The sequence below is a fragment of the Rathayibacter sp. KR2-224 genome (assembly GCF_049446075.1).
Classification (GTDB): Bacteria; Actinomycetota; Actinomycetes; order Actinomycetales; family Microbacteriaceae; genus Humibacter.
The window spans coordinates 1,412,166-1,431,903 of the sequence record NZ_JBMSEB010000001.1; the positions used below are offsets into that span (position 1 = coordinate 1,412,166).

Here is a 19,738-nt window from a genome sequence, read left to right on the forward strand (position 1 = left end):
GCCAGAGTTGTGCCGATGGCGAAGAGCACCCGCACCCTCTTGCGGCCCACGACGGGCGACGGCGCGCACCGCGTCACCTATGTCGAGCTCTTCTTCGACCTCGTGTTCGTGTTCGCCGTCACGCAGCTGTCGCACATTCTGATCGGGCACCAGGATGCGCCGGCGCTGCTGCACAGCGTGATGCTCGCCATGGTCGTCTGGTTCGCCTGGGTGTATTCGACGTGGGCCATGAGCTGGCTGAACCCCGAGCGCTGGCAGGTGTCAGCGCTTCTGTTCGTGATGATGCTGCTCGGCATGCTCGTCGCCGTGGCGATCCCGGATGCCTTCGGGGATCGTGCCGTGCTGTTCGCGGTCTCGCTCGTCGTGTTCGGGCTCACACGTAGCGTGTTCGCAGTCGTGGCCTTCCTGCCGAACAGCAGGGCTCACGCGCTCAACTTCGTGCGCATCACGTGCTGGCATGCCGGCACAGGCGCCGTGTGGATCACGGGCGCCCTGCTGCCGTCAGAGGGCCGCCTCTGGGTGTGGATCGCGGCGCTCGTCTTGGAGTATGCAGGTCCGCGACTGCGGTTCTGGGTTCCCGGCCTCGGTTCCTCCGACATCGGCACCTGGAACGTCTCGGGCGAGCACATGGCCGAGCGTGTGAGTCTCTTCCTCATCATCGCGCTTGGCGAATCCATCATCGAGACGGGTGTGAGCTTCGCCGAGGGCGGCATCGACGCGGCCAGAGCCGACGCCTTCCTTGCGGCCTTCGTCGGCACCGTGCTGCTCTTCCTCCTGTACTTCAGGCGGAACGAACGGGGCGGAAGCGACTACATCTCGCATGCCTCCGAGCGCGGCATGATCGCGCAGACCGCGTACACCTACATACCTCTGCTCCTGATCTTCGGCATCGTCGCCTCCGCGGTCGCCGACGCGCTCATCCTCGGCGGCTCCCTCGGCCACTCGAAGGCCTGGGTGGCCGGGCTCCTCTGCGGCGGAGCGGCGCTCTACGCGTTCGGGAATGCGCTGTTCCGGCGTGCGACCGGCGGACCATGGATGCTCATACACCTGCTCGGCGCGGTCGTGCTGGTTGCGCTCTTCCCGCTGAACTTCGTGGTTCCCCCCGTGGCGCTCAGCTGGATGGTGAACGCGGTGCTCCTGGCGATCGTGCTGAGCGACGGACGTTCGGATGTCTCTCCTCGCGTGCAGGAGGACGACCGCTAGCACGGGCCCTGAACGATCGAGAGTGGCGGTACCGCCGGATTTCACCTCGGCGGTACCGCCCCTTCGCCGCCGGTCGTCCCCACGCGTTCCAGCGGCATCCTGACCGTTTCGGGTCTCAGTCAGGGCCGTCGCGTCGAAGCCGAATGAGACGCGACGGTGTCCTTTCACTTGAAGAGACACTTGGCGGCGCGAATCATGACGCGAAACGGGAAAGATTTCTTCCAAACAGCAGGGGCGTGCCATTCCCGCACTTCGGCGACGGCTTCCAACTGGATCCAGAGCGCCCGAGTTCACCAGGTCGCGGCGAGGCACCTCGACCCGAGCTCAGGCCGCTTCGGCCCGACGAGTCTCGAGGTTGCTGTCACCGTCATGCTCTGACGAGCTGCGTGCGGCCGAGACGAGCATGACCGCGAACATCCCGGCGGCCACGATCAGGATGCCCAGTGCCACCCACGGCACGGCACCGATTCCGAGCGCGGCATAGGCGGCACCACCCACCACGCCTGCGCCGCCGATTCCCACGTTGAACGCCGTCGTGAAGAGTGCGCTCGCCGTGTCACGGAACCGCGCGGAAGCGGCGTGCAGAAGCGCGGTCTGCAGCAGAGGGGGCAGGCATCCGAATGCGAGGGCCCACAGCACGAAGGCCCCGATCGCAACGACGGACACGCCCGGAACTGCAGCGAGCACCGCGACGCCCACGGCCGTCAGCCCGAGGCATACCGAGGCGTACGGCAGCGGGCGCCGGCCGAAGCGCACGCCGACGAGCACGACGCCGATCGCGCCCATGAGCCCGCCGACGAACAGCAGAGGGCCGACTGCACCCGTGCCAAGCCCCATTGCGTCGGAGATGAACGGCGCGATGTAGGCGTTGAGCGTGAAGCTGCCGAGCGTGATGAGCCCGGTCAGCACGCACAGCACGATGACCGGACGGATGCTCGCGTCCCGCCGCCGCGCGCCCTTAGGCCTGGTCGGGATGCCGCCGGTCACCGTCTGCAAGCCGCCCGTCAGGGTGGGGATGCCTGCAGTACGGGAACCTGGAACCACCGCTTTCGGCAGCATGATGCCGACGACGACGGAGCCGACGATGAGCAGGCATCCCACCATCGCGAACGCGAATCGCCAGCCGAGGGCGTGCCCGATGATCGTTCCCAACGGCGAACCGAGGATCAGCGCGAGCGAGACGCCTCCCGACGTGATCGAAACAGCCCGCGCGACCTGGTGCGGCGGAACGATGTGCCCCGCGTACGCACCCGTCACCGCCCAGAACACGCCGTGCGCCATGCCGCCGGTGATCCTCGCGATGACGGCGACGCCGTACGTGGGCGAGAAGGCGAGCAGCAGCGAGCTGAGGCCGATCACGACGATGACGATCACCATGAGCGGCCGCCGCGGAATGCGTCGCGTCAGCGCAGTGAGCGGCGTCGTGGCCACGACCACCGTGAAGGCGTAGACCGACACGAGCATGCCGGTCTCAGGAGTCGTCGAGTTCAGGCCACGGGCGATCTCGGGCAGCAGACCGGTCGGAAGCGACTCGCTCGTCACCGCGAGGAACGCGGCAGCGGCGAGGGCGAGCATCCCGACCCAGGGGAAACGGCCGTTGGTCGTGTCTCTCGAATCGGAATCGGGCGACCCCATCAGCGCTCCCTTACAGCCGGCGACGATCCACTCTAATCGATTCGATCGGCGCCGCGTCGAGCCGTTCTCCCCCGTGCCATACCCTTATGGAATGTCCGTCGAGACGCCGCTTGCACCCGAGACGCCGCTCAAACACTGGGTGCTCACACTGGTCTGCTCGGACCGCCCAGGCATCGTGCACGCCGTCAGCGGGGCAGTGGTTCAGGCCCGTGGCAACATCACGGAGAGTCAGCAGTTCTCCAGCGCCGACACCGGCAGGTTCTTCATGCGCCTGCAGATCGAGTCGCCAGCCGATCGCGCGGAATTCGAGGCGGCGTTGGCGCCCGTCACCGAGCGCTACGACATGACGTGGACGCTCGACACCGTCGGCCGTCCGTTGCGTACCCTCGTGCTCGTCTCGACGGCGGCGCACTGCCTCAACGACCTGCTGTTCCGCCAGCGAGCCGGCCAGCTGCCCGTCGACATCCCCCTCGTGCTCTCCAACCACGGGGCGCTGCGCGAGCTCGCCGGTTTCTACGGGGTACCGTTCGAGTCGCTTCCCGTCACGGATGCCTCGAGCAAGGCGGCCTTCGAGGCGCGCGTTCTCGAGGAGGTCGACCGGAACGACATCGAGCTCGTGGTGCTCGCCAGGTACATGCAGATCCTCTCCCCCGAGCTGTGCGAAGCGCTCGCCGGGCGCTGCATCAACATCCACCACTCGTTCCTGCCGGGCTTCAAGGGCGCGAACCCGTACAAGCAGGCGCACGCTCGAGGCGTCAAGCTCATCGGCGCGACGGCCCATTTCGTGACGAGCGACCTCGACGAAGGCCCCATCATCGAGCAGAACGTGGTGCGTGTCGACCACACTGCATCGCCTGCGCAGCTGGTGTCGATCGGTCAGGACGAAGAGAGCCGAACGCTCACCCAGGCCGTGAAGTGGTTTGCCGAGAACCGGGTGCTGCTCGACGGCGCCCGCACCATCATCTTCCGCTGACGCTTCGAAAGACCGGCTCCACCCGGCCCCGGCTAACATGGAGGCGATGTCTGCCCAGAACTCCGAGCGTTCGCACGCCCAAGGCGAGCGGGATCCGCTCGAGCAACCCAGCATCGGTTTCTGGGAAGTTCTGCGCTTCGTGCTCGAGCTGTTCGCCTTCGTGAGCCTCGCGGTGTGGGGCTTCATCGCCTGGCCGCTCCCGTGGAACTTCGTGGTCGGCATCGGTGCGCCATTACTCGCCGCCGTGCTCTGGGCGCTGTTCCGCTCACCTAAGGCCGTCATCCACATCGATACGTTCGGCAAGGCCATCGTCGAGATCATCGTCATGACGGCTGCCGCGTTCGCCTGGTGGGATCTTCGTCAACCAGTCGTCGCCGTGGTGTTCGCCGTCGTCGCACTCGTGAGCGGCATCGTCAGCGGGCGCAAGGAGCTCGCGTGACCGCGACTCGCGTCATCCATGGAGCCAGAAAGCTGGATGCAGGCGGCCACGTCGACGACTTCTGGCTCGCGACCGCGGGCGACCGCATCGTCGCCACGGGGTCGGGCGCCGGCTGGCACGCGTACGCCGAGGGGGCCGAGATCACGGACGCAGGCGGACGCTGGCTCACCCCCGGCTTCATCGACCTGCACTCCCACGGTGCCGGTGGCCACGCCTACGAGGGCGACCTCGACGACCTCTCGCTCGCATTGCGCGTGCATCGCAGCCATGGCACCACGCGTTCCGTGCTGAGCCTCGTCGCCAATCCGGTCGACGAACTGCGCGTCAGCCTGACCCGCATCGCCGACCTGATGGAGTCCGACCCGCTCGTTCTGGGATCCCACCTCGAAGGCCCGTTCCTCAGCCCGGAGCAGAAGGGTGCGCACAACGCGGAGTTCCTGCGCACGCCGGACGATCTGGAGGCTGTCGAGCTGCTCATCGCCGCCGCTCGCGGAACCCTGCGCCAGATCACGATGGCTCCCGAACTGCCTGGCGCTCTCGAAGCCATCGACGTGCTCGTCGAGGCGGGCGTGATCGTCGCCGTCGGGCACACGAACGCGACGCAGGAGCAGGCGAGAGCGGCGTTCGACCGCGGAGCACGCGTGCTCACGCACGTCTTCAACGCCATGCCTGGCATCCATCACAGGGCACCAGGGCCGATCGTCGCCGCCTTCGACGACGAGCGGGTCGCGCTCGAGCTCATCCTCGACGGATTCCACGTGAACCCGGACGTGGCGCACCTCGCCTTCGTGCAGGCTCCGGGGCGCATCGCACTCATCACCGACTCCATGGTCGCGGCCGGCATGCCGGACGGCGAGTACGGCCTCGGATCACTCGCCGTCACCGTGATGGACGGCCACGTCTACCTGACCGGAACGAACCAGATCGCCGGCTCCACGCTCACGCAAGACGTCGCGCTCAAGATCGCGGTGGAGCAGACCGGGGTCGCGCCCGCGGATGCCGTCGCGGCGCTCACCCTGACGCCCGCGAAGGTGCTTGGTCGCGACCACGAGCTCGGCCGGTTGGCTGCGGGCTATCTCGCCGACGTCGTGCTGCTCGACCACGAGTGGAACGTGCGCGGCGTCTGGGCGGCGGGACAGACACTGGCCTGACGCCGCCGCCCTGTCGCTACAGCTGCCAACTCGGCTTGTTGTCGTAGGTGTACGTGTAGTAGTCGGCGAACCGCAGCTTGCTCGCCGCAGCCTCATCGATGATGACCGTCGCGTGTTCGTGGAACTGAAGGATCGACGCTGGGCACACGCTCGCGACGGGTCCCTCCACTGCCGCAGCGATGGCATCCGCCTTGCCCTCGCCCTGCGCGACGAGCACGAGGCGACGGGCATGCATGATGGTGCCGAGCCCCTGAGTGATGCAGTGCGTCGGCACGTCGTCGGGCGAGCCGAAGAAGCGCGCATTGTCGCGGCGCGTCTTCGGCGCGAGGGTCTTGATGCGCGTGCGCGACCGGAACGACGACGTCGGCTCATTGAAACCGATGTGCCCGTTGGCGCCGATCCCGAGGATCTGGATGTCGATGCCGCCGGCATCCACGATCGCCTGCTCGTAATCGCGGCACGCCACCTCGATGTCGACGGCACGGCCGTCCGGCACCTGCACGAGCGTTGGGTCCATGCCCAGCCGCTCGACCACCTCCGTACGAATGACCGACGCGTAGCTCTGCGGATGCTCCTCTGGGATGCCCACGTACTCGTCGAGCGCGAACCCGCGCACGCCCGTGAAGTCGAGCGTGCCGGCCTTCACCCGCTCGGCCAGGCTCGCGTAGATCGCCAGCGGCGACGAACCCGTCGCAAGGCCGACCACGGCTCGCGGCTTGGACTCCACGACCCGCTCGATGAGGTCGGCGGCGAGCACCCCGACCTCCTCGGCCGTCTGCTTGATCACGACTTCCACTGGGTGCCCTCCTGAGCTCGAGCTACGTCGGTCTCAGTCTTGCGGACTGGGCCGACGGGTACCAACCGAGGGCTCCAGCAGTGCGATGAGCGCTCGGCCGATGAGCCGCGAGGCGCCGAACGTGGCGACGTCGGCGTACTCCCGGCCATCGGACGGCCAGCCCATGTCCACAGCGAGCGTCGGGCGCGCCGCGCGCAACGCGTCGACGGTGCTTCGTGCGAACGGATGCCTGTGCATGGCTTTGCCCACCACAACGACACCCTGACCTTCGGTCACGGCAGCAAGTATGTCCGCGATCCGTCGCTCGAGACCGTCCGATGCGTGCCCGGGTGCCACGTCTTCCCGGACATCGAGCTCCGACACCACGAACACCGGGTGCGCGGCCCAGGCGAGCGAGTCCGCCGCGACCGGCTCGGCGATCGTCTGCGCGAAGGGTCCCCACGGCGCGACCCCGACCGCGATGTTGGCCTCCGTTTCGATGCGCACAACGGCGAACGGAGGCCGCCCGCTCGCCCCATCGGCATCCAGGACCGACCGCAGCGCGCCCTCCCGCACCTCGAAGCTGCCGAGCACGCGGTCGACGCTCGGCGCAGGCGCTTCCTCGCCTTCGACGCTGGGCTCGGGGATGTCGGCCCGCAGCTTTGCCAGACGGGCGGCCAGGCCGCGTACCCGGCGCGCGGCATCCGTCACGCGCTCCGCGCTGAGCCTGCCCGAGGCAACGGCCTCGTAGACGGCTTCGACGATCTCATCGAGCAGCTCGTCGGTCGTGTCGGTTCCGATGCAGAGCAGGTCGCACCCTGCGCCGAGCGCTCGCACGGCGGCCTCGGGAATCCCGATTTCTCCGCTCGCGCCCTTCATGTCCAGCGCGTCGCTGACGATCACCCCGTCGAAGCCCAGTTCCTCGCGCAGGATGCCCTGCAGGATGCGCGACGAGAAGGTCGCGGGCGCGCCGGCATCCACCTGTGGAAGCACGATGTGCGACGTCATGATGCTGAGCGCACCGGCCTCGATGGCAGCACGGAACGGCACAAGCTCCCTGGCCCGCAGCTCATCGAGTGACCGGTCGATGACCGGCAGTGCCAGGTGGGAATCGAGCGCGGTGTCGCCGTGCCCGGGGAAATGCTTGGCGCAGGCGCCGATGCCGGCCGCCTGGATGCCTCGGGTCCACGCCGCGCCGTGTCTGGCGACGAGCGTGGCATCCTCTCCGAAGCTGCGTACTCCGATGACGGGATTGTCCGGATTGGAGTTGACGTCGACGTCGGGCGCGAAGTCGAGCGTGCAGCCGGAGCGGCGCAGCGCCGACCCCACGTCGCGGCCCACCCGCTCGGTCAGCGACTCGTCGTCGAGCCGCCCGAGCACGGCGTTGCCCGGGAACGGCGAGCCCTCTGCGTAGTGCAGGCGCGTGACGTCGCCGCCCTCCTCGTCGATGGCGACCACGGCGAGCGGGTTCGCGGCGAGGATCTCGTCGTCGAGCTCCCGCAGTTGCGACGCCGAGACGATGTTCGGGCCGAACACGCACACGCCGCCGAGACCTTCGGCGAGGCGGGCGCGAAGTGCCTCGGGCAGCCGCGTGCCGGTGAACCCGGGAAGGAGGGTTGCGCTGATGTCGCGCACGACGGCAGCGCTCATGGGGTCGGGCATGTCAGCCAGTAAAGCGCAGGACGCGGTTCGGCTGTACACAGGTGCTCCACCGCGCGCATGCGGATGCCTACAAGGCGCGGCGCGCGCCGCCCGCGACTCCCTGTGGCAGCCGTGCACCACCACCTCCCCCGCCTCCAGCGGGGAGTAGGTTCACGGAACATGAGCGACACGATCCTTTTCGAGGTGTCCGACGGGCTCGCGCACCTCACCCTGAACCGCCCGGAGCGGCTGAACGCCATCGACGGCGACGCCGCGCACAGGTGGCGCGACCTCGCGCGGGAGGTGGCCGAGCGCGACGACATCCGGGCCGTACTGTTCGACGCCAGCGGACCTGCGTTCTGCGCTGGCGGCGACGTCGCCGCGATGGCATCCACGGGAGGCGGGGGTCAGGTGGTCGGGGGCCTTGCCGACGTCATCCACGAGGGCCACCGCATCTTCGACGAGACGCCGAAGCCGATCGTCGCGGCGGTACAGGGCGCCGTGGCGGGCGGCGGCCTCGGATTCATGCTCGTCGCGGACTATGTCGTTGCCGGCGAGGCCGCGTTCTTCGTGTCGAAGTACGCGGACATCGGCCTCACGCCCGACTGCGGCGTCAGCACGCTGCTGCCGCAGGCCGTCGGCGTGAGGCGGGCGCTTCAGCTGCTGCTCACCGACCGCTCCCTCACGGCCGTGGAAGGGCTGGAATGGGGGCTCGTCGCCGAGGTGGTGCCAGACGACGCCCTGACGGCCAGGGCGCGGGCGGTGGCGGAGCACTGGCTAACCGGGGCCGGCGGCGCGTATGGGCAGGCGAAGCGCCTTGTGCGCGCGAGCGTCGGCCGCAGCTACGCTGACGGCCTCGACGACGAGGCACGCACCATCGGTGCCGCGTTCGACACCGAGGATGCCCGCACGCGCGTCGCCGCTTTCGCCGCACGCTCCGCACGTTGACCGAAGGAGACACGTCCATGGCCGATCTCAAGGGCCGCACCATACTGATGTCCGGCGGCAGCCGCGGCATCGGCCTCGCCATCGCCGTGCGAGCGGCGCGTGATGGCGCGAACGTCGCCATGCTCGCGAAGACCGACACCCCCGATCCGCGCCTCCCTGGGACCATTCACACGGCGGCCGACGAGATCCGTGCAGCAGGCGGCAATGCCCTCGCGGTCGTCGGAGACGTGCGCGACGACGACGACATCGCGCGGGCCGTCGACGCCACGGTCGCCGAGTTCGGCGGCATCGACATCGTCGTCAACAATGCAAGCGTCATCAACCTGTCGCGCACGCTCCAACTGGAACCGAAGCGCTACGACCTCATGCAGGACGTGAACGTGCGGGGAACATTCATGCTCTCGCGCGCCGCGATCCCGCACCTGAAGAACGCGCTCAATCCGCACATCCTGTCGCTCAGCCCTCCCATCAACCTCGACCCGAAGTGGCTGGGCGCGCACACCGGCTACACGCTCGCGAAGTACGGCATGAGCATGGTCACGCTCGGCCTCGCCGCCGAGTTCGCGCGCGAGGGCATCGCCGCCAACACGCTCTGGCCGCGCACCACGATCAAGACCGCAGCGGTCGGGAACATCCTCGGCGGCGAGGCGCTGCTGGCCAAGAGCCGCACACCCGAGATCTACGCGGATGCCGCATACGAGGTGCTCACCAAGCCCTCGCGCGAGTACACCGGCCGCTCCCTCATCGTGGAGGACGTTCTCGCGGAGGCGGGCATCACGGATCTCGCGGCCTACTCGCCTGGGGTGCCGGAGAGCGATCTGTTCCCCGACATCTTCCTGTAGGCATCCGGAGCCTGGACGGCTCAGATCGAGGTGCCGATGCCGAAGTCGCTCGGGCCGGTCGTGACGGCGGATATGGTGGTCGGCTCGGCTGCGGCGGGTGCGGGAGCGGGAGCGGGAGCGGCAGACGCGATGCGCGCCGTGAGCGGCGCCAGGTACGCCGCCCGCTGCTGCGGCGTCACGATGCGTCCCGTGATGCCCGGCCGCTGCTGCCACGGCAGAGGGCCGGACGAGCGGCGGTATTCGACGCCGATGGCATCCAGCCTTGCCAGGTGCTGGTCGAGCCGTCCGGCGAACTCGTCGTAGTCGCGCTCACCCTCGAGCCACAGCGCCTCGGCGAGCGCGCAGAGCCGCGGGAACGCGAAGTAGTCGACCGTGCGGGGCGAGTCCATGTGCTCGGTCCAGATGTTCGCCTGGCCGCCGAGCACATGCTGCGCCTCGTCCTGCGTCAGTTCTATCGGCACCGGGTTGAACCGGTACACATCGGCGATGGTGAGAACCGTGCCGACCGGGATGGGCTCGTCCGACCTGTCCGATTGGCGGTAGTCGAGATACACCTGATCGTCCGGGCAGGCCACCACGTCGTGGCCTGCACGCGCCGCCGCGATCGCTCCGGTCATGCCCCGCCACGACGCCACCGTGGCACCCTGGCTCACGGAGCCGGCGAGGCCTCCCTCGAGGATCTCCTCCCAGCCGTACAGCCGTCGCCCTCGTCGCGCCAGGTGATCGTCGAGGCGACGCACGAACCACGCCTGCAGCTCCTCCTCGGTGGCCAGCCCCAGCTCCGCCTTGCGCTGCTGGGTGCGCTCATCGAGCACCCAGCCCGTCTTCGGGCACTCGTCTCCTCCGATGCCGATGAAGGGCGAAGGGAAGATGTCGATCACCTCGTCGAGCACGTTCGTGAAGAACTCGACGGTCGACTCCTCGAGATTGATGATGTTGTCGTCGATGCCCCACCTGGTCCATACGCCGAGCGGCTCGCTCTCCTCCCTGGCGAGGCCGAGCTCGGGGTAGGCGGCGATGGCGGCCTGGGTGTGCCCTGGCGACTCGATCTCGGGCACGACGTTGATCGACCTGTCCATGGCGTACGAGACGATCTCGCGCAGGTCGTCCTGCGTGTAGAAGCCGCCGTGCGGTCGTGAGTCGCCGCGGGCGTACGATGCGCCACCCAGCTGGCTCTCTCGCCGCCACGACCCTACCTCGGTGAGCTTCGGGTACCGCTTGATCTCGACGCGCCATCCCTGGTCGTCTGTCAGGTGAAGGTGCAGCGTATTGAGCCTGTGCATGGCCATGAGGTCGATGAAGCGCATCACGTCGTGCTTGGGCATGAAGTGCCTCGCGACGTCGAGCATGACGCCTCGCCACGTGAACCGCGGGGCGTCCCGGATGCTCACCACCGGCATCACCCACGGAACCTCCAGCACGCGTCCCTTGCGGTAGATCTGCGGCGGCAGCAGCTGCAGCAGGGACTGGCATCCGTAGAACACGCCGGCCGGGCCTCCACCTGCGATGCGCACGCCGTCCGGAGTCACGTCGAGCGTGTAGCCCTCGGGCGCGAGCTGCGGGTTCCACTCCAGCTCGATGCCGCCGTCCGGTCCGGCCTCCAGGGGAAATCCCGTCGCGGGTCGCAGTGCACCCTGCAGCCACGATGCCGCCCCCGCGAGCTCGGCAGGCGCGGTGACGCGGGTGATGCGGGTCAGCTCGAACTCTCCCTCACCGAGGGAAAGGGTCGTCGGTCGGGGAAGCAACATGGACCGGGTGCCTCTCAGTTCGTTCTGGCGGGAATACGCTCGCCAGACTCTAGCCTCTCAGGTCGCGCACAGCTTTCGCGAACGCCTCGGCGCGACGGCGGATGCCCGTCCAATCGGATTCGGCGAGCGCATCAGCAGGAACGACGGAGGAGCCGGCCGTGACGGCGTAGGCGCCGGCGTCGAGGAACGACCGGGCGTTCTCGGCGACGATGCCGCCAGAGGCGATCAGTCTGGCCATCGGCATCGGCCCGAGGAGGTGCTCGAAATGCTCGGGACCCGCCGTCTGCGCCGGGAAGACCTTCACGGCCCAGACCCCCTCCGCGAGCGCCTGCATGATCTCGCTCGGGGTGAACGCGCCCATCATCATGGGAACGGATGCCCCCGCCGCGATCTCCGCAACCGCCCGGCTGAGCCCAGGGGTCACGATGAACTGAGCGCCCGCGTCGAGAGCGCTGCGGGCCTGGCCGGGCGTCAGCACGCTGCCTGCGCCCACCATGGCCCCGGTTTCGCGGGCCATCGCCCGCTCGATGTGGCGCTCCACATCGGGCGTCGTGAATGTGAACTCGATGGCGCGGATGCCGCCGGCGACGAGCGTTTCGGCGAGCGCAGCCGCATCCGGGATGACGCTGGCCCTGATCAACGCCATCGCCCGGTCGTCGCCGATGATGTCGATCTGTGCCATGCCGCCCCTCGCGCCGTTCGCCCCTCTCGCACAGTACCGTCAGCTGGCCGCCTCAGCCATCAGGCGAGCACGGCTCGCGCCGCGCCGTTACTAGGCGAGCACGGCTCTCGCCGGGCCGCTATCAGGCGAGCACGGCTCGCGCCGCGCCGACCTCGTCGGTCACCCGGGCGAGCAGGTCGTCGGACGGCAGCTCCATCGAGTCAGGCGGCCTGTGCATGCGCACCGAGGCGGCGAGGTCGGTGAGGGCGTCGTGCAGGCGCGCGACGGCATCCGGATCCGGGTGGGCCCTGGCCTGTGCGGCATGGATGGCGGTGGAGGTGATGGCGTCGGTCACCCGCTCCAGCGCCACGATCTCGGGCCACCATGCTGCGGCAGCTGTACTGAACGGTGGCGGCTCGGCGAGCGTCTGCTGCACGAGGGTTCGCAGGTCGGAAAGCCGCCGATACGTGGTGCGTCGTGAGGCGGATCGGTCCCTCGCCGCGGAGTAACCGGCCGAACGGCCTTCACCCGCCTCCCCCGGTTCGTCGGGCGCGCCGGCGGGATCGGCCGGGGCGCCGTCGGCGATCGGTCCGAGCGCTATCGCCAGGTACCTCGCGACGTCAGCCGCGACATCCGCGACCCGATTGCCCAGCTGCCGCGACGAACGCCACGTCGAGGGCCACGGGAGGTATCCGATCAGCAGCACGATGGCGCATCCGATGAGCGTGTCGGAGACCCGGCTGACGATGAGTCCCGTGTCGCCGCCGTGCGCGAGCTCCAGCTGGATGACGATGACGGGCGTGATGAAGGTGGAGAACAGTCCATAGTTGCGGCGGATGGCCATCGGCATGGCCCCGGCAAGCAGGGCGAGCGCGACGACCTGCGGCCAGCCCTGCGGTAGCACCTCGACGACGGCAGCACCGATCAGCACGCCGACCACCGTGCCGAGGCCGCGCTGCACCGCCCTCGCGAACACCGACCCGAAGTCGGGCTTCATGATCACCGCGACGGTGAGCATGATCCAGTACGGGCGTTCGAGCGGCAGCAGCACGCTCACCGCCTCCGCCACGGCGATGCACACCACGAGTCGCAGCACGGCGAACCAGGTCTCGCCACCGCTGACGAGGTGATCGAGCGCGGTTCGAGCTCGATCGCGCGGACTCTGACGCGGCAACCCGATGGTGTCCGGGCGCGGTATGGGAACGGTCGTCGTCACGGGGTCGTCGCCCGCCAGCAGGGAGCACGCCAGGCGCAGGGAGGAAGACAACGCCGCGCGCCCCGCCGTCGAACGATCGGGAGCAGGCACTGCCGGCGGCGGCGATCCCGAGTGCTCGATCGACCTGGCGAGAGCCCGCAACGTGTTGGGCAGGCGGGGCGGGATCGGTTGACCCTCCGCAGCGACGGTGGTCGCCGCCTCCACGATCGGGGTCGCCGCGTTCAACTGCGCGACGAGTTCGCGCCAGCGGCTGTCGCGTCCTGCCAGGGAGCTGCGCGCCGCGATCATCAGGTCGTACGCCTGGTTGAGGGCGGTCGTGACGTCGCGCCTCGCCGCTTCGACGCCCGGTGTTCCGATGGCGTCGAGTTGCGCCGCAACCGCCGAATAGACGGATGCCACGACCGAGCACTCGGGAGCGCGCCCCCTGCCGCCCACCGCGATCGCAATGGCCGTGAGCGCCAGGCGCCATGCTGCACCCGCCAGCAGCACGAGCGGTGCGAGCCAGATCGGCCGCAGCCCGAAGTCGATGCCGCTTCCGACGACGGTGTAGACGAGGAACTGCAGCGCGGCCTGGGACGCGTTGGCGCTGATCACGCCGGCGAGACCTGAGCCCAGCGACGCGGCGACCACGACGATGACGGTGGCGATGTCGTGGCCGAGCGCGAGGCATCCGACGAGGAGCCCGACCGCAGCGGACAGCGCCGTCGTGACGATGCGGCGCAGGCGCTCGGCGGCGGCGCCTCCCCTGTCGGCGACGGACGTGATGAGCGCCCCTATGGAGGTCAGCACTCCGATGCCGAGGATCGACGGATTCCCGTGCATGACCGCGAGCGCAACACCGATCGGCACCGCCACGGCGATCGCGGTGAGGATCGCCAGGTCCCAGGGAACATCGGCTCTGCGCGGTCGCACGAGCTCGCGCACCCAGGAGCTGCTCGGCGCTCCTGGAGGTGTCGACATGGAGTTCACGCTAGGCGCAGCAGTGCGCGGAGCAAAGGGTCTTTCCGGCCGTTGCCTGTGGCGCTAGCGGGAAACGAGGCTGCGCTCGGCCGAGACCACAGGCTCCCGCCGGAGCGCTGCGGGTTGCGGCTCGCGGGGCTGCGGCTCGCGCGGCTCCGGTTCGCTGCGCTCCGGTTCGCTGCGCTCCGGTGCGCTCTGCACGGGAACGCCGACGCGCCTGCGCACGGCGTGCACCGCGACCGCCACGCGTTTGCCTGCCCAACTGGCGAGCCGTGTCGAGGGACGTTCGACGAGCAGGTACATGCCGATGGCCAGCGCAAAGCTCGTGACGAGCGCAAGCAAAGCGCCCAGCCACCAGTTCTCACCCGTGAAGTTGAGCCCGAACAGCACGACGATGGGCGAGTGCACGAGGTAGAGGCTGAAGCTCACCTTGCCGAGCGCCGCGAACGGCCGTGCGGCGAACACGCGGCCGAGCGACGGCAGGAAGGCGACGGCTCCGACCAGGAGCAGTGCGCCAGGAACACGCATCGCGAGGGCCAGGTCGTCGCCTGTCGGGCCGAAGACCGGGCGCACGAACCAGTAGCAGATGGACAGCAGCGGGCCGGACACCACGATCGCTGCGAACGTGAGGGTATGCCTGCGCGTGCCATGCCAACGGTCGGAGAGTGCACGGATGCGCTCCGCGTTCGCGCCGAGCAGCGCCCCGAGCGCGAACGCCGGAAGATACATGGCGGCGTCGATGTGCGCGACGTAGCCGTACACGCTGACGCCGATGAAGAACGCCCCCCACAGCACGGGAACCCTGCGGCTCCACAGCGCCAGAAGCACCACGAAGGGCAGCAGCAGCGAGAACCACATCTCCCACGTCAGGGACCACAGCGGAGGATCGATCGACGGGTGGTTCGGGTCGACGATGAGCAGCGTCTCGGTCCACAGGTTGTGCAGGCTGGTGTCGGGGTGCGCCTGCCGCGACAGCCACGAGCCGGTCGAGGCACCCGATGGGTGCGGGAAGGCGGTGATCACCACATACGCAAGCGCCATGGCGGCCACCACGGGAACCCCGAGGCGAAGGATGCGACGCGGAAAGTACGCGAGCCAGTCGTAGGGGCCTCTGGAACTCCCGACCTCGACCCGAGCCGTGCGCGCCTTCAGCGGCGCCAGGGTGAGCACGTAACCGCTCAGCACGAAGAAGACGAGCACGAACTCGGGACCCGCCACGAAGATCTTCAGCGGCGACGCGACGAGCCACCACGCCGGCGAGAACAACTCGAGGTTCGCCGAGTTGTCGTAGCCGTTGGAGACCGCCGGAATCGTCATCGACAGGTGATGGAGCAGCACGACACCGGCCGCTATGCCACGCAGCCCGTCGAGCGAGCGGAGCCGCAGCCCGGGTTCTGAAACAGATGCTCCTGTTGCCGATCGCATCGTCCCGACGGTAGAGCCCGAACCTCCGAACCCCCCGAATGTGGGTCAGGGGTTGACTATCAGTCGACGTTCGTTCTCGTGTCGCGTCTAGGCCAGGCGTGCGCGCAACGTCACCACCTGGAAGGGGCGCAGCGAAAGGATGCCCGTCACCGAGTCGTACGCGTCCGGGTGCGCGAGCTCGCCCTCGAGCAGGTCGGTCTGCGCGGCCGACGCGACCGCGAAGCCGAATCTCATGCTCGCCTTCGCACGCCGGCCGAGCCCTTCGTAGACGCGCACGATGACGTCGCCCGAGCGGTCCTCCGCAAGCTTCACGGCCTCGACGAACACACCGTCGCCATGCACAGCCACGAGCGGCTCGACGGGAGCCGTGCCCGCGCGGAGCGGCAGGTTGAGTGCGTAACCTGCCGCGATGGCATCCGCCACCTCTGCGCCCACCGTGATCGAGGAGCGGACGACGTGCTCGCCCTGGTCCGCCTGGGGGTCGGGGAAGAGCGGAGCACGCAAAAGCGACTGCCGCACGAGGGTCATGGTGCCGCCGCCGAGCCTTTGCCGGCGCGTCACATCGTGCCCGTACGTCGAGTCGTTGGCGACGGCGACGCCGAAGCCGGGCTCCGCAACGTGCACCCAGCGGTGCGCTGCGGTCTCGAACCTCGCGGCATCCCACGACGTGTTCTCGTGCGTCGCCCGGTACACGTGCCCGAACTGCACCTCGCTGGCCGCCCGGTCGGCGCGCACATCGAGCGGGAACGCGAACTTGAGCAGCTTCTGGCGCTCGTGCCACTCGACGCGCGTCGTGATCTCGAGAGTCGGCGATCCCGGCGCGAGCGCGAACTCCTGCTCGATGGTCGACTCCCCAACACTGCGCGAAACCCGCACAGCGCCCCGCTGCTCGTCGGCTTCGACCGAGACGGCCTCGTCGAGGTCCTGCTCGTGCCTGCGGTAGTGCTCGTCGACGTCCCACGCGTCCCACTGGTTCGGGGTGTCGCGGAACAGCTGCAGGCCGGCGGACTCGCCCGGCGCGATGGCCTCCCGCCCACTGGCCGCGTCGACCGCGGACACCAGGCGGCCGCTGGCATCCAGCGTGAACCTCGCGAGCGCGTTCTCCAGCACGATGGCGTCGCCGTCACGGCGCACAGATGCCTGCGCCGCGACATCCGGGACCCCCGCGCCCAGCGCGGGCACGCCGCGCACCGGCACCGGGGCCGCGTTCACGAGCACTCCCGCGCTGTCGGCGGATGCGCCGCCGACCACAGTCGTGTCGTCTGCGCCGCCGCCCAGAGAGGTCAGCGCCTGCTCGACGAGGGAGTCGACGCGCTGCGCGACCTGCGCGTAGTTTCGCTCCGCCTCACGGTGCACCCAGGCGATCGACGATCCGGGCAGGATGTCGTGGAACTGCTGCAGAAGCACGGTCTGCCACGCGGACTCGAGCTCGTCGTACGGGTAGTCAGCGCCGGCACGCACCGCAGCCGTCGTGGCCCACAACTCCGCCTCGCGCAGCAGGTGCTCGCTGCGCCTGTTGCCCTGCTTGGTGCGCGCCTGCGACGTGTAGGTGCCGCGGTGCAGCTCGAGGTACAGCTCGCCCGACCACACGGGCGCGTGCTCGTACTCCGCCTTCGCTCGCGCGAAGAACCCTTCTGGCGTGCCCAGCTCGACCTCGGGCGAGCCGTCGAGGGAGCGCGCCCTTCGAGCGGTCGCGACCATCTCACGCGTCGGGCCTCCCCCGCCGTCGCCGTACCCGTAGAGCGCGAGCGATGAGTTCGCCTCGCCCTTCTCCGCGTACTGGCGGTCGGAGAGCGCCAGCTCGCGCGGCGACAGATCGGAGTTGTAGGTGTCCATCGGCGGGAAGTGCGTGAACATGCGGGTTCCGTCGATGCCCTCCCACCAGAACGTGTGGTGCGGGAAGCGGTCGGTGTCGTTCCACGAGATCTTCTGCGTCACGAAGTGCTCGATGCCGGCGCCGGCCAGAAGCTGCGGCAGCGCGCCGGTGTAACCGAACGAATCCGGTAGCCACCCGGTCACCGTCCTCTTGCCGAACTCCCGCTCGAAGAACCCCTGGCCGGCCACGAACTGCCGCACCATCGCCTCGCCGCCCACCATGTTCGTGTCGGACTCCACCCACATGCCGCCGACGGGCACGAACCTGCCCTCGGCGACGCGCTCGCGGATGCGTTCGAACAGCTCTGGGTAGAACTGCTTGACCCACGCGTACTGCTGCGCAGACGAGCAGGCGAAGACGAAGTCCGGATGCTCGTCCATGAGCGCGAGCACGTTGGAGAACGTGCGAGCGCACTTGCGAACGGTCTCGCGTGTTGGCCACAACCAGGCCGAATCGATGTGCGCGTGCCCGACCGCCGTGATGTGGTGCGCGCTCGCCGCCGCCTCCACTGCCAACACGCCAGCCAAAGCGTCGCGCCCGGCCTGCGCCGTTCCGGGCACGTCGCTCGGATCCATCGCATCGCACATGTGCTCGAGGGCCCGCAGAAGCTGCGCCGCCCGGTTGGAAGCAGGCGGCAACTGGGCCTGCAGCCCAAGCAGGGTGAACACGTCGCGCTCCAGCTCCCACACGGTCTCATCGCGCAGGCCAAGGTCGAGCGCGCGCAGCACGTAGATGGGCGCTGTTCCCGCCGTCGTCTTGTCGCCCATCTGCGTGGGCTGCCAGTCCCATGGGAACCCCACGTCGGGGTTCGAGGCGGCCTCGATGTAGAGATCGAGACCTGCGCCGTCCGCAGCCCCGCCTCTCGCGCCCGCGAGCGCCTCGAGCGCGACCGTCGCATTCATGGGCTCGATCGCCTTCACCACCACGCCTTCAGGCGTGTAGACCAGGCCCTCCGCCTGGAATCCGGGCTGGGCGAGCGTGAACCCGAGATCGGCGACGAGCTCGACCCGGAGGCTCCCGGATGCCTCGCGCCACGCATCAGGAACGGCGCCCGTCACGTGGAACCACGTCGTGCCCCACGGCTTGCCCCACACCGAGCCGGGCGCGACGGGCGCGAACTGCTCCTGTACGGCATCCGTGAACGGCACGGGCTCGTCTGGCACCTCCCACGCCGTGACGGTGAGCGGAATGCGCTCCCGGTAGATGGCGGGGACGATGCGCTCGGCCAGGAATCGGTTGATGCGCTGGAGGACGAGACGGGAGTCGTCGTGCACGTGATGCTCCTTGTGAAGGGTGAAGGGGTCGGGCGGTGGAAAGTGCGAATGGGCAGGCTGAATGTGCGTGCACAGCGGCGTTGTGCCGCGGTCAGCCCTTGACGGCTCCGGCGAGCGCCGAACCGCCGCCCAGCACGCGCGAGATGAACACGTAGAGGCCGAGTACGGGAACCGAGTAGACGAGCGAGAACGCGGCCAGCTTGCCGTAGGCGACCGCGCCGTACTGTCCGAAGAACGCGAAGATGCTCACGGCGGCCGGCTGGTTCTCCGGGCTGAGCAGCAGCACGAACGGGACGAAGAAGTTTCCCCACGCCTGCACGAACACGAAGATGAACACCACCGCGATGCCCGGCCGCATGAGCGGCACGACGACCCTGGTGAGCGTCGTCATCATCGAGGCCCCGTCTGCCCAGGCGGCCTCCTCGAGCACGACAGGCACGGAATCCATGAAGTTCTTCATCATCCAGATCGCCATGGGCAGGCTGGATGCCGCCATGAAGAGGATGGTTCCCCACATCGAGTCGATGAGGTTGAGCGACACGAACAGGCTGTAGACCGGCACCATCATGGCCGTGATGGGCAGGCAGGTGCCGAACAGGATGCCGTACAGGTACGGCTTGTTGATGCGCAGCCGGTACCTGGAGAGCGGGTAGGCCGCGAGCACGGCGACCACGACGGTGACGATTGCGCATCCGCCGGAGAGCAGCACGCTGTTCCACAGCGGGAGCCACGCCAGGTCCGGCGTGAGCACGGAAGTGAAGTTGTCGAGCGTGAGGGTCGACGGCCACTTGAGTGTGAGCGTCGCGCGCGGGTCGAACGATGCCAGCAGCAGCCACGCGAGCGGCAGCGCGAAGCAGATGCCGATGAGCCCGAGCACAGTGTTGGAGACCCAGCGCAGCGCCCTGCCGGAGGGTGAGCTCATGGCGATGGACGGGCGCGCGATGCGAGCGCGCGCTACGGGTGTCGTCGTC

Annotated in this window: 15 protein-coding genes; 6 read left to right on the forward strand and 9 right to left on the reverse strand. The window is 69.0% G+C overall.

Going from position 1 to position 19,738, the window contains the following annotated elements:
* Positions 1-15 precede the first annotated feature (15 nt).
* A complete protein-coding gene (locus ACO2Q7_RS06575; RefSeq protein WP_423354808.1) occupies positions 16-1,203 on the forward strand; it encodes a low temperature requirement protein A in 1,188 nt (395 codons plus the stop codon).
* Between the two features lie 324 nt (positions 1,204-1,527).
* Here ACO2Q7_RS06575 and ACO2Q7_RS06580 read toward each other — a convergent pair whose 3' ends face one another.
* On the reverse strand, positions 1,528-2,838 hold the full coding sequence (locus ACO2Q7_RS06580; RefSeq protein ID WP_423354809.1) for an MFS transporter: 1,311 nt from the start codon (positions 2,836-2,838) through the stop codon (positions 1,528-1,530).
* A gap of 91 nt (positions 2,839-2,929) precedes the next feature.
* Here ACO2Q7_RS06580 and purU point away from each other — a divergent pair, with 91 nt between their 5' ends.
* The 3 genes from purU to nagA are packed head-to-tail and all read left to right on the forward strand — an operon-like array spanning position 2,930 to position 5,401.
* Positions 2,930-3,811: a formyltetrahydrofolate deformylase gene (gene purU / locus ACO2Q7_RS06585; protein ID WP_423354810.1), complete on the forward strand. Its 882-nt coding sequence runs from the start codon at positions 2,930-2,932 to the stop codon at positions 3,809-3,811.
* Between the two features lie 46 nt (positions 3,812-3,857).
* Positions 3,858-4,250 (forward strand): YrdB family protein, encoded by a 393-nt coding sequence (locus ACO2Q7_RS06590; protein WP_423354811.1) that lies wholly within the window; start codon positions 3,858-3,860, stop codon positions 4,248-4,250.
* Entirely contained in the window at positions 4,247-5,401 is a 1,155-nt protein-coding gene (nagA, locus tag ACO2Q7_RS06595) for an N-acetylglucosamine-6-phosphate deacetylase (RefSeq protein ID WP_423354812.1), read from the forward strand. Before ACO2Q7_RS06590 ends, nagA begins: the two co-directional genes overlap by 4 nt.
* Positions 5,402-5,417: 16 nt before the next feature.
* Here nagA and nagB read toward each other — a convergent pair whose 3' ends face one another.
* Both nagB and nagZ read right to left on the reverse strand, forming a co-directional pair.
* The gene (gene nagB / locus ACO2Q7_RS06600) at positions 5,418-6,197 is read right to left on the reverse strand and encodes a glucosamine-6-phosphate deaminase (protein ID WP_423354813.1); all 780 of its coding nucleotides are present in this window, start codon (positions 6,195-6,197) and stop codon (positions 5,418-5,420) included.
* A gap of 33 nt (positions 6,198-6,230) precedes the next feature.
* Positions 6,231-7,838: a beta-N-acetylhexosaminidase gene (gene nagZ / locus ACO2Q7_RS06605; RefSeq protein WP_423354814.1), complete on the reverse strand. Its 1,608-nt coding sequence runs from the start codon at positions 7,836-7,838 to the stop codon at positions 6,231-6,233.
* A gap of 159 nt (positions 7,839-7,997) precedes the next feature.
* Here nagZ and ACO2Q7_RS06610 point away from each other — a divergent pair, with 159 nt between their 5' ends.
* Entirely contained in the window at positions 7,998-8,765 is a 768-nt protein-coding gene (locus tag ACO2Q7_RS06610) for an enoyl-CoA hydratase/isomerase family protein (RefSeq protein WP_423354815.1), read from the forward strand.
* Between the two features lie 17 nt (positions 8,766-8,782).
* Positions 8,783-9,607, forward strand: a complete 825-nt coding sequence (locus ACO2Q7_RS06615; RefSeq protein WP_423354816.1) for an SDR family oxidoreductase — start codon at positions 8,783-8,785, stop codon at positions 9,605-9,607.
* 20 nt (positions 9,608-9,627) lie between these two features.
* Here the strand turns inward: ACO2Q7_RS06615 and ACO2Q7_RS06620 are convergent, their stop codons facing one another.
* From ACO2Q7_RS06620 to ACO2Q7_RS06645, 6 genes are all read right to left on the reverse strand, one after another.
* Positions 9,628-11,355 (reverse strand): beta-N-acetylhexosaminidase, encoded by a 1,728-nt coding sequence (locus ACO2Q7_RS06620; protein WP_423354817.1) that lies wholly within the window; start codon positions 11,353-11,355, stop codon positions 9,628-9,630.
* Positions 11,356-11,404: 49 nt separating this feature from the next.
* Positions 11,405-12,037 carry a bifunctional 4-hydroxy-2-oxoglutarate aldolase/2-dehydro-3-deoxy-phosphogluconate aldolase gene (locus ACO2Q7_RS06625; RefSeq protein WP_423354818.1) on the reverse strand — a complete coding sequence of 211 codons (633 nt, stop codon included), beginning with the start codon at positions 12,035-12,037 and terminating at the stop codon, positions 11,405-11,407.
* A 121-nt stretch (positions 12,038-12,158) separates the two neighbouring features.
* The gene (locus tag ACO2Q7_RS06630) at positions 12,159-14,192 is read right to left on the reverse strand and encodes an FUSC family protein (RefSeq protein ID WP_423354819.1); all 2,034 of its coding nucleotides are present in this window, start codon (positions 14,190-14,192) and stop codon (positions 12,159-12,161) included.
* 63 nt (positions 14,193-14,255) lie between these two features.
* Positions 14,256-15,617, reverse strand: a complete 1,362-nt coding sequence (locus ACO2Q7_RS06635) for an acyltransferase family protein (protein WP_423354820.1) — start codon at positions 15,615-15,617, stop codon at positions 14,256-14,258.
* Positions 15,618-15,704: 87 nt separating this feature from the next.
* The gene (locus ACO2Q7_RS06640; RefSeq protein WP_423354821.1) at positions 15,705-18,767 is read right to left on the reverse strand and encodes an alpha-mannosidase; all 3,063 of its coding nucleotides are present in this window, start codon (positions 18,765-18,767) and stop codon (positions 15,705-15,707) included.
* A 91-nt stretch (positions 18,768-18,858) separates the two neighbouring features.
* Positions 18,859-19,689: a carbohydrate ABC transporter permease gene (locus tag ACO2Q7_RS06645; RefSeq protein WP_423355982.1), complete on the reverse strand. Its 831-nt coding sequence runs from the start codon at positions 19,687-19,689 to the stop codon at positions 18,859-18,861.
* Positions 19,690-19,738: the final 49 nt, after the last annotated feature.